The 14,473-nt window shown below is 54.7% G+C and carries 14 protein-coding genes; 1 reads left to right on the plus strand and 13 read right to left on the minus strand.

Going from position 1 to position 14,473, the window contains the following annotated elements; translation table 11 throughout:
* Position 1: 1 nt before the first annotated feature.
* From lpxA to rpsB, 13 genes are all read right to left on the minus strand, one after another.
* On the minus strand, positions 2-790 hold the full coding sequence (gene lpxA / locus J1C59_RS14985) for an acyl-ACP--UDP-N-acetylglucosamine O-acyltransferase (protein WP_111140588.1): 789 nt from the start codon (positions 788-790) through the stop codon (positions 2-4).
* Between the two features lie 3 nt (positions 791-793).
* Positions 794-1,249 carry a 3-hydroxyacyl-ACP dehydratase FabZ gene (fabZ, locus tag J1C59_RS14990; protein WP_003852639.1) on the minus strand — a complete coding sequence of 152 codons (456 nt, stop codon included), beginning with the start codon at positions 1,247-1,249 and terminating at the stop codon, positions 794-796.
* Positions 1,250-1,400: 151 nt separating this feature from the next.
* Positions 1,401-2,426, minus strand: coding sequence for a UDP-3-O-(3-hydroxymyristoyl)glucosamine N-acyltransferase (gene lpxD / locus J1C59_RS14995; protein WP_128084924.1), 1,026 nt, complete (start codon positions 2,424-2,426; stop codon positions 1,401-1,403).
* 3 nt (positions 2,427-2,429) lie between these two features.
* The gene (gene skp, locus J1C59_RS15000; protein ID WP_003852644.1) at positions 2,430-2,927 is read right to left on the minus strand and encodes a molecular chaperone Skp; all 498 of its coding nucleotides are present in this window, start codon (positions 2,925-2,927) and stop codon (positions 2,430-2,432) included.
* 109 nt (positions 2,928-3,036) lie between these two features.
* A complete protein-coding gene (bamA, locus tag J1C59_RS15005) occupies positions 3,037-5,448 on the minus strand; it encodes an outer membrane protein assembly factor BamA (protein ID WP_128084923.1) in 2,412 nt (803 codons plus the stop codon).
* A gap of 51 nt (positions 5,449-5,499) precedes the next feature.
* Positions 5,500-6,846, minus strand: a complete 1,347-nt coding sequence (gene rseP, locus J1C59_RS15010; protein ID WP_128084922.1) for a sigma E protease regulator RseP — start codon at positions 6,844-6,846, stop codon at positions 5,500-5,502.
* Positions 6,847-6,858: 12 nt separating this feature from the next.
* Positions 6,859-7,716, minus strand: coding sequence for a phosphatidate cytidylyltransferase (gene cdsA, locus J1C59_RS15015; protein ID WP_128084921.1), 858 nt, complete (start codon positions 7,714-7,716; stop codon positions 6,859-6,861).
* 18 nt (positions 7,717-7,734) lie between these two features.
* The gene (gene ispU / locus J1C59_RS15020) at positions 7,735-8,487 is read right to left on the minus strand and encodes a (2E,6E)-farnesyl-diphosphate-specific ditrans,polycis-undecaprenyl-diphosphate synthase (RefSeq protein WP_009091989.1); all 753 of its coding nucleotides are present in this window, start codon (positions 8,485-8,487) and stop codon (positions 7,735-7,737) included.
* A gap of 181 nt (positions 8,488-8,668) precedes the next feature.
* Positions 8,669-9,865, minus strand: coding sequence for a 1-deoxy-D-xylulose-5-phosphate reductoisomerase (gene ispC, locus J1C59_RS15025; protein WP_140917010.1), 1,197 nt, complete (start codon positions 9,863-9,865; stop codon positions 8,669-8,671).
* A 111-nt stretch (positions 9,866-9,976) separates the two neighbouring features.
* On the minus strand, positions 9,977-10,534 hold the full coding sequence (frr, locus tag J1C59_RS15030) for a ribosome recycling factor (protein ID WP_111140582.1): 558 nt from the start codon (positions 10,532-10,534) through the stop codon (positions 9,977-9,979).
* Between the two features lie 143 nt (positions 10,535-10,677).
* A complete protein-coding gene (pyrH, locus tag J1C59_RS15035; RefSeq protein WP_128084920.1) occupies positions 10,678-11,403 on the minus strand; it encodes a UMP kinase in 726 nt (241 codons plus the stop codon).
* Between the two features lie 157 nt (positions 11,404-11,560).
* The gene (gene tsf, locus J1C59_RS15040; protein WP_128084919.1) at positions 11,561-12,412 is read right to left on the minus strand and encodes a translation elongation factor Ts; all 852 of its coding nucleotides are present in this window, start codon (positions 12,410-12,412) and stop codon (positions 11,561-11,563) included.
* Positions 12,413-12,592: 180 nt separating this feature from the next.
* Complete coding sequence (gene rpsB, locus J1C59_RS15045) at positions 12,593-13,318, minus strand: 30S ribosomal protein S2 (protein ID WP_139805878.1); 726 nt, start codon at positions 13,316-13,318, stop codon at positions 12,593-12,595.
* Between the two features lie 316 nt (positions 13,319-13,634).
* Here rpsB and map point away from each other — a divergent pair, with 316 nt between their 5' ends.
* A complete protein-coding gene (map, locus tag J1C59_RS15050; RefSeq protein ID WP_128084918.1) occupies positions 13,635-14,429 on the plus strand; it encodes a type I methionyl aminopeptidase in 795 nt (264 codons plus the stop codon).
* The last annotated feature ends 44 nt before the right edge of the window (positions 14,430-14,473 follow it).

Consider the following 14,473-nt stretch of genomic DNA (forward strand, 5'->3'; position numbering starts at 1 on the left):
ATTAACGGATTAATCCACGGGTAGAACGGCTGAAGAAGTCGTAGAAAGGCTGCACTTCGCTGTGCTGCTGCGCGATGGCTTCGATCTCTGGCTTCACTTCCTCCAGCGTTCTGCCGCTGCGGTAGAGCAGCTTGTAGGCGTTGCGGATAGCGTGCAACGACTCTTTGCTGAAGCCACGGCGCTTGAGACCTTCGATATTGATCCCGAACGGCGTCGCGTGGTTGCCCTGCGCAATCACGTAAGGCGGGACATCCTGTGCCACGCCGGAACAGCCGCCAACCATCACATGCGCACCGATGGTGCACCACTGATGGACCGCTGTCATGCCGCCAATAATGGCGAAATCATCGACCGTGACGTGACCACCCAGGGTGGCGTTGTTCGCGAAGATGCAGCGGTTGCCAATCACGCAGTCATGCGCGATGTGGACGTTTACCATCAGCAGATTATCGCTGCCCACCGTGGTGACATGGCCACCCTGGGTGGTGCCACGATGAATCGTCACGCTTTCACGGATGCGGTTGCGATCGCCGATCTCAACCCGTGTTGGCTCACCGGCATATTTCAGATCCTGATTCACTTCACCGATCGAGGCGAACTGATAGATCTGGTTATCTTTGCCGATACGCGTGTGGCCGTTCACCACAACGTGTGACTTCAGTACCGTTCCTTCACCGATCTCAACATTCGCGCCAATAAAGCAAAACGGGCCAATGTGAACACGGGCGCCAATGACAGCGCCCTCTTCGATGACAGAACTGGGATGGATAGTGGCGGTTGGATCAATCACGAATTATGCCTCCCGGCTGCGGGCACACATCATGGTCGCTTCACAAACGATTTTACCGTCGACAGTCGCCACGCCTTTGAAGCGGGTCAGACCACGGCGGGTTTTCTCGAAAGTCACTTCCATGATCATTTGGTCGCCTGGTACCACAGGGCGTTTGAAACGGGCACTGTCGATACCGGCAAAGTAATAGAGTTCGCCTGGCTCCAGTTTACCCACGCTTTTAAACGCCAGAATACCGGTAGCCTGCGCCATCGCTTCCAGGATCAGAACGCCAGGAAAAATCGGTTTACCAGGGAAGTGCCCCTGGAAAAACGGTTCATTAACAGAAACGTTCTTCACTGCACGCAGGTATTTGTGCTCTTCGAATTCAAGCACACGGTCTACCAGCAGAAACGGATAGCGGTGCGGCAGCAGCTCTAAAATCTCTTCAATTTTCAGAGTATGAGTTTCAGTAGTCAAAATACTCTTCCTGTCCTAAAAATCTGATGACATCAATAACACGGCCTGCACAGATCAAATGATCTTCCGCAGGCCGCAAATAGGTTCTGTGGCGCCGGGCTTCCCTGCTTAACATTTTTATTATGAAAGCCGGTCAGTTTGGGGATGGCGGTTAGTCGTCTTTGCCGACCTTGCGCTCGATGGCTTTTAAGCGTTTGCTCATGTCATCGATGTTCATCACCAGCGCTGCAGTTTTGCGCCAGGTTTTGTTGGGTTGCAGCGGAATGCCGGATGAGTAAACACCCGGCTCTGTGATAGGACGCATGACCATACCCATACCGGTCACCGTTACTTTGTCACAGATTTCCATATGGCCGTTAATGACGCTGGCACCGCCAATCATACAGTAACGCCCAATTTTCAAACTACCCGCCATGATCACACCGCCTGCAACCGCAGTATTGTCGCCAATAACTACGTTGTGGGCGATCTGGCACTGGTTGTCTATGATAACACCATTGCCGATCAGAGTGTTATCCAGCGCACCGCGATCGATGGTTGTGCAGGCACCTATTTCCACGCGATCGCCGATAATAACCGCGCCTAACTGCGGGATTTTCACCCAGTTACCGCGATCGTTGGCATATCCAAATCCATCAGAACCAATGACCGTGCCTGACTGAATCAGACAATCCTGGCCGATGACGATCTCGTGATAGACGGAAACGTTGGCCCAGAGACGGGTTCCGCTGCCGATACGGGTTTTTTTGCCGATAAAGCATCCCGCCCCAATTACCACGTTATCGCCCAGCTCAACGTCCGCTTCGATCACGGCGTTTGCGCCGATCGCGACATTGCTGCCGAGACGGGCTGAGGGGTCGATCACCGCGCTGGGCGCAATGTTCTGCGCCGGCTGAGGGGTGGTGTCGAGTATCTGTGCCATACGCGCGTAGGTCAGGTAGGGATTTTTCACTACCAGCGCCGCGGTGTTGCACCACGCCAGATCCGCTTCCGTCAGCACCACGGCTGAGGCCTTAATCAGGGCGAGTTGCTCGCGGTAACGGCTGTTTGCAAGAAAAGTGATTTGGCCAGTTGTGGCGGATTGCATAGAAGCAATGCCGGAGATGACGATATCGCCATCTCCGTGCAATTCTGCATCCAACTGCTGGGCTAAATCAGCCAGTCGAATAGATGACATGAATTATTTAACCTGTTTCAGCACGTCAGCCGTGATGTCTTTTGCGTTTGATGCATAAGCCACCGCGTTCGCGTCGATCACCACGTCATAGCCATCGCTGTCCGCGACTTTCTTCACGGCATCCTGAATACGGCTCAGCAGCTTGTTACGCTCTTCCATCTGACGACGGCGGTTATCCTGCTCAAACGCCTGTGCTTTTGAAGAGAAAGCTTCACGCTGTGACATGACATCTTTCTCCATGCGGCTGCGCTCGCTGGCCTTCATGGTCGAACCGTCACGCTGCAGACGCTGCATTTTGGTTTGCAGATCGCGTTCCTGGCTCTGCAGCTCAGTTGCACGGCCTTTGAACTCGTTTTCCAGCTGTTTAGCAACAGTCGCACGTTGCGGTAACTGTTGGAAAATGCTGGACACGTTTACCACTGCAATTTTGTCAGCAGCCTGAACACCAGCGGAAACCGCTAAAGCAAGACCCAGACCTGCGGCACACAACAACTTTTTCACTATAAACTCCTTACCATCAACGTTTGTGTCAGCGACACAGTGTTTGCACCGGAACAGCAGCGGGTGCTGTCCGGCAGCAAGACTTCAGCTTGCATCCATGCTCAGAACATTACCAGGTTTTACCAATGTTAAACTGGAACTGCTCTGATTTGTCTCCCTCGACTTTCTTCATCGGCTGGGCGTATGAGAACACCAGCGGGCCAAGCGGTGACATCCACTGCAGCGCTACACCGCTTGAAACACGGATGTTGTTTGGATCGCTGTAATCAGGAATGCCCGCAGCACGCGTTTCGGCGGTATTTTCCCAATGGGTATCCCACGCGGTACCGGCGTCGACAAACACCGACGTACGTACCGAGTTAGCATACTTCTCGCTCAGGAACGGCGTTGGCGTAATCAGCTCAAGGCTGGCGATCGCCATCGCGTTACCCCCGACCGCATCGTCAGACTTACAGACGCCATTTGGATCGGCAATCCGGCAGTTGGACGAGTTGTTATTGTAGTAGGCGGCTTTAGGACCAATGGTGTTGGACTGGAAGCCACGTACGGTGCTTGAACCACCGGCATAGAAGTTCTCATAGAACGGCATCTCTTTGCCGCCGAGTCCATCACCATAGCCCACGCGGCCACGGCCCAGCAGCACCCAGGTACGATCCTGGTTAATCGGCATATATTGCTGGGTATCCAGCGTCGCCTTATAGAAGCTGTTGTCTGAGCCTGGAATCGTCACCTTACCGTTCAGGTTGGTGCGGTTACCCGACGTCGGGAAGAAGCCGCGGTCCAGGGTGTTGTACGTCCAGCCGTAGTTAAAGGTGAAGTCATCCGCAGAGAATTCGCCTTTGTCGTTAAGCTGCTGCGGCTTGCCAACCGAGTCAAGATAACGCCACATCGCCACCTGCGGCTGCATGTTAGAGAGGTCATTGTGGACATAGCCCAGACCGACACGCAGAGTGTTGTTTTCGTTAACCGGGAAGCCGAGCGTACCATCCAGACCATAACTTTTGTTGGTATAGTCAGAGAGGTCCGCGTTGTCCGCTTTAAAGTCGTTATAGAACAGACGGCCACCCAGACTGACACCGTCAACGGTGAAGTACGGGTCGGTCAGTGAGAATTCCGCGTAGGTCTGGTAGTCGTTCTTGGTGCCGCTGATGCCGACGGTATTACCGGTGCCCAGCCAGTTATCCTGCGTCACCCCGACCTGGAAGCTCACGCCACTTTCGGTGCCGTAGCCGACGCCGAAGTTAAAGGTCCCGGTGTTACGCTCTTTCACCTTGTAGACAACATCCACCTGGTCCGGCGAGCCTGGCACGCGCTGGGTGTCCACATCCACAGTTTCGAAGTAACCGGTACGGTTCAGACGCTCTTTACCCTGCTCAACCAGGTCGCTGCCCAGCCATGCGCCTTCCATCTGGCGCATTTCGCGACGCAGCACCGAATCTTTCGAGGTGTCGTTGCCTTCGAAGCGGACGTTGCGCACGTAGTAGCGGTTACCCGCATCCACGTTGATATGCAGTTTTACGGTCTTATCGGCGTCGTTGATTTCCGGCTGTGTCGCCACGCGCGGATAGGCATAGCCGTAGCGGCCCAGCAGTTTCTTGATGTCATCTTCCATCTTCGTCACTTTGGCGCCGTTATAGAGCTCGCCTGACGGAATCTTGGTCAGATGTTCAATTTCTGCTGAGTGGCCTGCCATGCTGCCATTGACGATCACGCCCGCGATTTTGTACTGGTCGCCTTCGGTGATGTTCACCGTGATGTAGATGCCTTTTTTATCGGGCGTCAGGCTGACCTGAGTAGAATCGATGTTGAAGCGTGCATAACCGCGATCCAGGTAGAAGCTGCGCAGGGTTTCGAGGTCGCCCGCCAGCTTCTGTTTCTGGTATTTACGATCGCCCACCACGTTCCACCACGGCACTTCGTCGCGCAGCTGGAAACGGGAGATCAGCTCGTCGGAGCTAAAGGCTTTGTTACCGACGATGTTGATCTGCTGAATCTTGGCAGAGACACCTTCGGTAAAGACCAGCTTCAGGTCGACACGGTTACGCGGCAGCGGCGTGACCACGGCTTTCACGTTCGCGGTATATTTCCCGACGCTGTAGTAGAAATCTTCCAGGCCCTTCTCGATAGAGGAGATGGTGGTACGGTCCAGCGCTTCGCCGACACGCACACCAGAGGCTTCCAGATTCTGTTTGAGCTGATCCTCTTTCACCGCTTTGTTACCGGTGAAGGTAATGCTGGCAATGGTAGGACGTTCTTTGACCTGGACAATCAGTGTTGTACCGTCTCGCAGGACCTGAACATCCTCAAAGTTGCCAGTCGCGAACAGCGAGCGAATGGTGTTTCTGACGTCATCGTCATTCACCGTATCGCCAACCCGTACTGGCATGCTCAGCAGAGCCGCGCCGACGGCGACTCGCTGCAGCCCTTCGAAATGAATATCCTTCACCACGAAATCGTCTGCACCGTAAACGGTGGCGCTGCTAAACAGCAGCGACGCTATGAGCAACTTTTTCATCGCCATCGTTGTTATGCGTTTTCCTAACACATCCCTCGAATGTTCGCGTTCCAGCGGTTACAAACGTGAGAAATCATTGAAAAGTGCAAGCCCCATTAACAGCACCAGCAGAATTGAGCCGATGCGATAACTAAAGTCCTGAACTCGCTCGGACACCGGTCCACCTTTGATCTTTTCGATCGCCAGGAAGAGCAGATGCCCACCATCTAAAACCGGCAGAGGGAACAGGTTGATGATGCCCAGGTTGACGCTAATCAGCGCCAGGAACATCAGGTAGTAAATCAACCCGTACTCTGCTGACAACCCTGCACCCTGCGCAATCGAAATCGGCCCGCTCAGGTTGTTCAGCTTCACATCGCCGGTTATTAACTTGCCCAGCATGGACACGGTGAGCTTCATCAGCTGCCAGGTTTTTACACTGGCCTCACCGATAGCGGCAAACGCGCCATACTGCCTTACCGTTTTGTACTCTTCCGGCAGCGGGATAACGCGCGGAATGACACCCGCAAATCCCGCCTTACTGCCCGCTTTCGCTTCCGGCGTCATCGTCAGCGCAATCGAGTCGCCGCCGCGATCCACCTCAAGCGCCATGCTTTTGCCCGGATTATCCCGGACCTGGGTGACAAAGGACTGCCACTGCGATAATGGCTGACCATCGACTTTAACGATCCTGTCGCCCGCTTGCAAACCGGCTTCACTGGCTGGCGAGTTCGCCTGCACTTCGGCCAGCGTGGTCTCAATCTGCGGACCGCGCGGCTGAATCCCCAGCGCAACAACCGGATCCTGCTTGTCCGGCTCAAACTGCCAGTTACGCAAATCCAGCTGCTTCTGCTGTGTCGCCTCTTCGCCAAATCGGGCCACGGTCAGGGTGGTGGTGCTGTCCCCGATTTTACCGACCAGCGCCATACGCACAGCATCCCAGTCAGGCGTTTCGATACCGTCAACCGCCTTAAGTTCCATGCCGGGCGTAATTTGAGCTTCCGCAGCCACCGAACCGTTTAAAATTTCACCGATTACCGGGCGCACGCCGGGCACGCCGTGAATGAACACAACCCAGTAGGCGAAGATGGCGAAGATGAAGTTCGCGACGGGACCCGCCGCGATGATGGAGGCGCGTTGCCAGACGGCTTTGTTGTTAAAAGCCTGATGGCGCAGCTCGGCCGGTACGCTTTCAACGCGTTCGTCGAGCATTTTGACGTAGCCACCGAGCGGAATCAGCGCGATGACATATTCGGTGCCGTGGCGGTCACGGCGCTGCCAGAGCGCCTTGCCGAAGCCGATGGAAAAGCGCTCAACTTTCACGCCACAGCGACGAGCGACCCAGAAGTGGCCAAACTCATGAACCGTAATCAGTACGCCCAGCGCAACGATAAAGGCGACAAAACTCCAGAGTATGCTCAACATCTTTGCCTGTCCTTAGAGGGTGCGGAACACCAGAAGCAGTAAACAGGCAAACACCGGCACCGCCGCAGTCAGACTATCGATGCGGTCAAGAATGCCACCGTGACCCGGGATCAGATTGCCGCTGTCCTTGATGCCCGCTTCACGTTTAAACATGCTCTCCGTGAGATCGCCCAGCACCGAGGCCAGCGTCGAAATCACCGCACAGATCACCAGCGTGCCCACCGAAACCGTAAGCGGTGCCAGCGAGGCAAACAGCAGCGCAATCAGCGCAGAAGAGGCGAGGCCGCCCAGAAACCCTTCCCAGGTTTTCCCCGGTGAGACCTTTGGGGCCAGCTTGTGTTTGCCGAACATCTTGCCAAACATGTAGGCACCTGAATCCGCGCCCCATACCAGCAGCAGCACAAACAGCAGCCACCAGGCTCCGGCGAAGTGATCGGTTTCATAGTGATACTGACGCAGCGCCACCATGCCCCAGAAAAAGGGCACCAGCGTTAAGACGCCAAAGAGTAAACGGAGCGGACGCGAATGACGCCAGAAGGCCGCAGAAGCGGGATAGGAGAGCACCAGCAGCAGGGCAACGACCCACCACACCAGCGACGCCCAAAGCGATGTCGCGATCTGGGGCAGATGCACCGAGTGCTGATAGGGTGGCAGCGTAAACTGCATCAGCGCCAGCAGCAGACCACAAAGTACAGCCAGCCAGACGCGCTGCTGGCGTGATGCCATCCCTGCAAACTGCCCCCATTCCCAGGCGGCCAGCATGCAGATAACAATCGTTGTCAGTGCGAAACCTACGGGCGGTAACCAGAACAGTGCAGCTATTACCAGCGGAATTAATATCAACGCGGTAATCAGACGAGACTTCAGCAAAGGTTACCCCCAGATTGCTCAGGCGCCGCCTGGTGCAGCGCCGCCAAAACGACGCTCCCGCAGAGAGAATGCATTCAGTGCACCTTCAAAAACGTGTTCATCGAAATCCGGCCAGAGCACATCGGTAAAATAGAATTCAGCATAGGCAATCTGCCACAGCAGGAAGTTGCTAATCCGATGCTCTCCCCCGGTCCTTATCACTAAATCCACTGGCGCCAGCTCCTGCATGCAGAGCTGCGACGTCAGGCTCTCTTCGGTAATCTGGTCAGGTCGCAGTAATCCTTCCTGAACCTGTTCAGCCAGTTTTTTCACGCCTTCGATAATATCCCAACGGCCGCCATAGTTGGCAGCAATGTTGAGCGTCAGGCCACTATTATTTGCAGTCAGCGTCTCAGAACGGCGAATACGTTCCTGAATACGCGGGCTGAAACGGCTGGTATCGCCGATGACGCGCAGACGGACGTTATGTTTGTGCAGGCTTTTGACTTCGCTATCCAGCGCCCAGACAAACAGTTCCATCAACGCAGTGACTTCCTGCGCCGGCCGACTCCAGTTTTCACTGCTGAAGGCGTAAAGCGTCAAGGCTTCAAGATTGTTGCTGACCGCAAAGCTGACGGCACGGCGTACCGATTTAACGCCCGCCTTGTGGCCGGAAATCCGCAATTTTCCCTGATTTTTGGCCCAGCGACCATTGCCATCCATGATGATAGCGACGTGACGCGGACCGTTTCCCTGCTGGTCATCAGTGTTGTTGTGATTGTTAGACGACATAACGCTTAACCAATTCCTTTCATCAGAAATGCTGTGGTTTCTGAATACATTGCGCCCGATTCAAATCCCGACACCCTCTGGGTACCGGGCCACACCGAATTCGGTGACAGACCGTGAAACGCGAGCCAGCGACTATACCATTTTCACCTGAAGCGAACAAATGGCCTCATAACGATCGCCCTCACGACGTGAAGCGCGGCAACATTTCTGTCGCCCGCGCGCGTGCGATGCGATCGATTTCAAGGACAGCGTCCACCGAATCCGGTTCCGGACACGCCTGTGCCGCCATCACCGCGCTGTTCAGGGCGGCAATGTCGGTGAAGCGGATCTGGTGATTCAGGAAAGCCGCGACGGCAACCTCGTTGGCGGCATTAAGCGTGGTGGTCGCCGCCTGCCCTGCGTCACAGGCATCAATGGCCAGTTTCAGGCAGGGATAGCGGCTGAAGTCAGGTTCTGCAAAGGTCAGCGCCGACATGCGGGTAAAATCCAGCGGTGTCACGCCTGCATGAATACGCGAAGGCCAGGCCATGCTGTGAGCAATCGGCGTACGCATATCAGGAGAACCTAACTGAGCCAGCACGCTGCCATCGCAGTATCGCACCATGGAGTGGATCACCGACTGAGGGTGAAGGATCACTTCCATCTGCGCTGCACTGGCATTAAACAACCAACGGGCTTCAATGTACTCGAGACCTTTATTCATCATGGTGGCCGAATCGACAGAGATTTTTCGCCCCATCGACCAGTTCGGATGTGCACAGGCCTGATCCGGCGACATGGCGCTGAGATCCGCTAACGCTGTGTCACGAAAAGGACCACCCGATCCCGTAAGGATAATCGACTCAATGCCATTATCCTGCAGGTCAGCGTAACCTAACTGATGCTGGATGGTAGCGGGTAAACTCTGAAAAATGGCGTTATGCTCGCTGTCGACCGGTAGTAACTGTGCGTGATGATGACGCACCGCCTCCATAAACAAACGGCCGCAGGTGACAAGCGATTCTTTGTTGGCCAGCAGGACCGTTTTGCCCGCGCGAATGGCCGCCAGAGTCGGCAGCAGGCCCGACGCGCCCACAATCGCCGCCATCACCTGATCCACCTCGTCCAGCGCGGCCAGTTCGCAGGCAGCCTGAACGCCGGAGAGCACTTCAGTTTCGACGCTGATTGCTCTCAGTCGCTCACGCAATGCCGCCGCAGAGGCGTCGTCTGCCATACAGGCGTAGCGGGGTCTGAAGGTCGCACACTGTTCGGCCATCAGCGAGACGTTGTGACCGGCGACCAGCGCCGTGATCTGATAAAGCGCCGGATTGGCGCGAACCACCGCCAGCGTACTGGTGCCGATCGAGCCGGTAGATCCCAGCAGAGTTAATCGCTTCATGAGGCTATCCGTGTGAAGTCAGCGTGCCCGCGGGCACAATGTAAAACGCCGCCAGATGTCGCATTCATACGAATACCTCTCTGTACGGCGTTTTGTCGGGCAGTGATGGGATCAGAAATCCATCAGCTCCGTCTCTTTTTCTGACAGTGCGGCATCGACTTTCTTGATGTACGCATCGGTCATTTTTTGCACTTCATCCTGCGCACGACGTTCGTCGTCTTCGCTGATCTCTTTATCTTTCAGCAGCGCTTTGATCTTATCGTTGGCATCGCGACGGACGTTACGTACCGACACACGGCCCTGCTCGGCTTCGCCGCGCACGATTTTGATCAGATCTTTACGACGCTCTTCTGTCAGCGCGGGCAGCGGAACACGAATGTCGGTGCCGGCTGAACTTGGGTTCAGGCCGAGATCGGACTTCATGATCGCTTTTTCGACTGCCGCACTCAGTGAACGATCGAACACGTTGATTTTCAGCGTGCGTGAATCTTCCACGGTAACGGAAGCCAGCTGACGCAGTGGCGTCGGCGTGCCGTAATATTCGACGACGATGCCGTCGAGCAGCGAAGGTGAAGCACGACCGGTGCGCACTTTGCCGATGGTGGTTTTGAATGCTTCCACGCATTTTTCCATGCGCGTATCAGCATCTTTTTTGATGTCGTTAATCACGTTGAAACCCTTGGATTCGGTTTGACCTGGCCAGTTCCGGCGTAACCGGAAGCGGGATCGATAATCATCGATAATCCTGACTGGTGCGCGATGCATTATCATCGCGCTGACAGAATATACCTTATTTTATCTCGCCTCGGGTATTAATGCGTAATCAGGGTGCCTTCTTTTTCACCCATTACTACGCGACGCAGCGCGCCAGGCTTGTTCATGTTGAAAACACGGATAGGTAATTTGTGGTCACGCGCCAGGGTGAAGGCCGCGAGATCCATCACTTTCAGCTCCTGATCCAGCACTTCGGCATAGGTCAGCTGCTCATAGAGGGTTGCGTCCGGGTTTTTCACCGGGTCAGCAGAGTAGACGCCATCGACCTTGGTCGCCTTCAGCACCACGTCTGCCTCAATCTCGATGCCGCGCAGACACGCCGCAGAGTCCGTGGTGAAGAACGGGTTGCCGGTACCGGCGGAGAAGATTACCACGCGGTTATTGCGCAGCAGGCTGATCGCCTCTGCCCAGCTGTAGTTGTCACAGACGCCATTCAGTGGAATCGCTGACATCAGGCGTGCATTCACATAGGCGCGGTGCAGCGCATCACGCATCGCCAGACCGTTCATGACGGTTGCCAGCATACCCATGTGGTCGCCTACGACGCGATTCATTCCCGCCTGCGCCAGGCCTGCGCCACGGAACAGGTTACCACCGCCAATCACAACGCCAACCTGGATGCCCAGCTCAACCAGCTCTTTTACCTCTTGTGCCATACGGTCAAGCACACTCGCGTCGATACCAAAACCTTCAGCGCCTTGCAGGGCTTCACCGCTGAGTTTAAGCAGGATACGTTGATAAACAGGTTTTGCGTTGGTCGCCATGGTCAGTTCTTCCTGGAAGATTGGGTGTAAAAGAGACGTAAATTCTGATCGATCATCCGCTTAACGCGATGAAATTGCTATTGGGATGAAACTGAAAACGTGCCTGTTGCGGTGCACAGACAAAAAAGAACCGCCATCTGGCGGTTCTTTCAGAGCATTAAGACTGTTTGGACATGGCTGCAACTTCTGCAGCGAAGTCAGACTCAACTTTCTCGATGCCTTCGCCCACTTCGAAGCGGATGAAGTTGATTACGTCAGCGCCCTGCTCTTTCAGAGCCTGGCCAACGGTTTTGCTTGGGTCGATAACGAAAGCCTGACCGGTCAGAGAGACTTCGCCGGTGAATTTCTTCATACGGCCTTCAACCATCTTCTCTGCGATCTCTTTTGGCTTGCCAGACTGCATCGCGATGTCCAGCTGAACCTGGTACTCTTTCTCAACCACGTCAGCAGAAACGTCTTCTGGCTTAACGAACTCAGGCTTGCTTGCAGCAACGTGCATCGCGATCTGTTTGATCAGATCTTCGTTCGCGCCGGTTGCGGAAACCAGAACGCCGATACGTGCGCCGTGCAGGTAGCTGCCCAGCTCTGCGCCTTCCAGGATAGCAACGCGACGGATGTTGATGTTCTCACCGATTTTAGCAACCAGTGCAACGCGCTCTTCTTCGAACTGCGCTTTCAGAACTTCAACGTCGGTTACGCGATCGGCAGCAGCTGCTTCCAGAACTTTGTCTGCGAATGCCTGGAAACCGCCATCTTTAGCCACGAAGTCAGTCTGGCAGTTTACTTCCAGAATCACGCCGTAGTCGCCAACGATCTTGGTTTTGATTACGCCATCAGCAGCAACGTTGCCTGCTTTTTTCGCTGCTTTGATTGCGCCAGACTTACGCATGTTCTCAATCGCCAGCTCAATGTCGCCGTTCGCTTCAGTCAGCGCTTTTTTGCAGTCCATCATGCCAGCGCCAGTACGCTCACGCAGTTCTTTTACCAATGCAGCGGTAATGTCAGCCATTCCAGAATCCTCGGTTCGTGCCTGTGTACGTGTGCACCAGCAGACACTTATTTGCGGAAAATTTTTCTGTCCCGCCGTCCGGTTGGGAGCGTGACAGACTTAGATAAAATAAAGGGGCCAGTATAGGCCCCTTACAGATCACATCTGAATGCTAAGGGCTCTTATGCAGAGCAAACCTTATTAAGCGTTTTCTAAAGACGCTTCTTCAGCTTGCTCAGCCAGGTCCTGAGAGCGGCCTTCACGAACGGTAGTCGCAACGGCAGTCAGGTACAGGCTTACAGCACGGATCGCATCGTCGTTACCTGGGATAACGAAATCAACGCCATCTGGATCAGAGTTGGTATCAACGATAGCAAATACCGGGATACCCAGGTTGTTTGCTTCTTTGATTGCGATGTGTTCGTGATCGGCATCAACAACAAACAGTGCGTCTGGCAGACCGCCCATGTCTTTGATACCGCCCAGGCTGTTTTCCAGCTTGGCCAGCTCACGCGCACGCATCAGCGCTTCTTTTTTGGTCAGTTTGTCGAAAGTACCATCCTGAGACTGAGTCTCCAGATCTTTCAGACGCTTGATTGACTGACGAACAGTTTTCCAGTTAGTCAGCATGCCACCTAACCAGCGGTGGTTGACGAAGAACTGGTCGCAGCTCAGTGCAGACTCTTTTACCGCTTCAGCAGCAGCGCGTTTGGTACCTACGATCAGGATCTTACCTTTACGGGAAGCGATCTTGTTCAGCTCAGCCAGCGCTTCGTTGAACATAGGGACAGTTTTCTCAAGGTTGATGATGTGAACCTTGTTGCGCGCACCAAAGATGAATGGCTTCATTTTTGGGTTCCAGTAACGGGTCTGGTGACCGAAGTGAACACCCGCCTGGAGCATGTCGCGCATGGAAACAGTTGCCATGATTACCTCTGAATTTTGATTGGGGTTGGGCCTCCATGTATCCCATACGACCGACCTCTTTCAAGGCACCCCGGCGTATGTGTCGATACATGTGTGTTTTATTACACATAATGAGAGTTATGCGTTTCCTGCTGACCGGAACGGCCATACAGAGAATCGTCGGCGCGCTTTATACCACAACCAGCCAGGGGACGCCAATAAATGATCGCGGCCCGGGGCCAGTGCGTTCTCTATTTGGCAGCCCATTTACGGACTGCTAACATGACAGCACAGAGTTCATTATTGTCGAAAATATCGACAAATGCGGATTAATTTAATGGCAATTTCAATCAAAACCCCTGAAGAAATCGAAAAAATGCGCATCGCGGGCCGCCTGGCCGCCGAAGTGCTGGAGATGATCGAACCCCACGTTCAGCCGGGTGTAACAACCGGTGAGCTGGATCGCATCTGCCACGAGCACATCACGCAAAAGCAGCAGGCGGTTTCTGCCTGTCTGGGCTATCACGGCTTTCCAAAGTCGGTCTGCATTTCGGTGAACGAAGTGGTCTGTCACGGTATTCCCAGCGACGATCGCCCGTTAAAAGATGGCGACATCGTCAATATCGATGTCACCGTTATTAAAGATGAGTATCACGGCGACACCTCTAAGATGTTTATCGTCGGCAAGCCGACGATTCAGGGCGAGCGCCTGTGCCGCATCACCCAGGAGAGCCTCTACCTTTCCCTGCGTCTGATTAAGCCCGGCATCCGCCTGCGCGAGCTGGGCCGCGCGATTCAGAAGTATGTTGAAGCGAACGACTTCTCCGTGGTGCGTGAATATTGCGGCCACGGCATTGGCAAGGGGTTCCACGAAGAGCCTCAGGTACTGCACTACGATGCCGACGACAGCGGCGTGGTGCTGCAGGCGGGCATGACCTTTACGGTCGAGCCGATGGTCAACGCCGGCGATTACCGCATCCGCACCATGAAAGATGGCTGGACGGTAAAAACCAAAGATCGCAGCTTGTCCGCGCAGTATGAGCATACTATTGTGGTGACGGAAAACGGCTGTGAGATTTTAACCCTGCGTAACGATGACACGCTGCCTGCTGTGCTCGTCGCCGAAGGGTAATTCCCCGAATACAGATCAAGCCGGCGCTGAGCCGGCTTTTTTTT

This window comes from Pantoea deleyi, assembly GCF_022647325.1.
Classification (GTDB): domain Bacteria; phylum Pseudomonadota; class Gammaproteobacteria; order Enterobacterales; family Enterobacteriaceae; genus Pantoea; species Pantoea deleyi.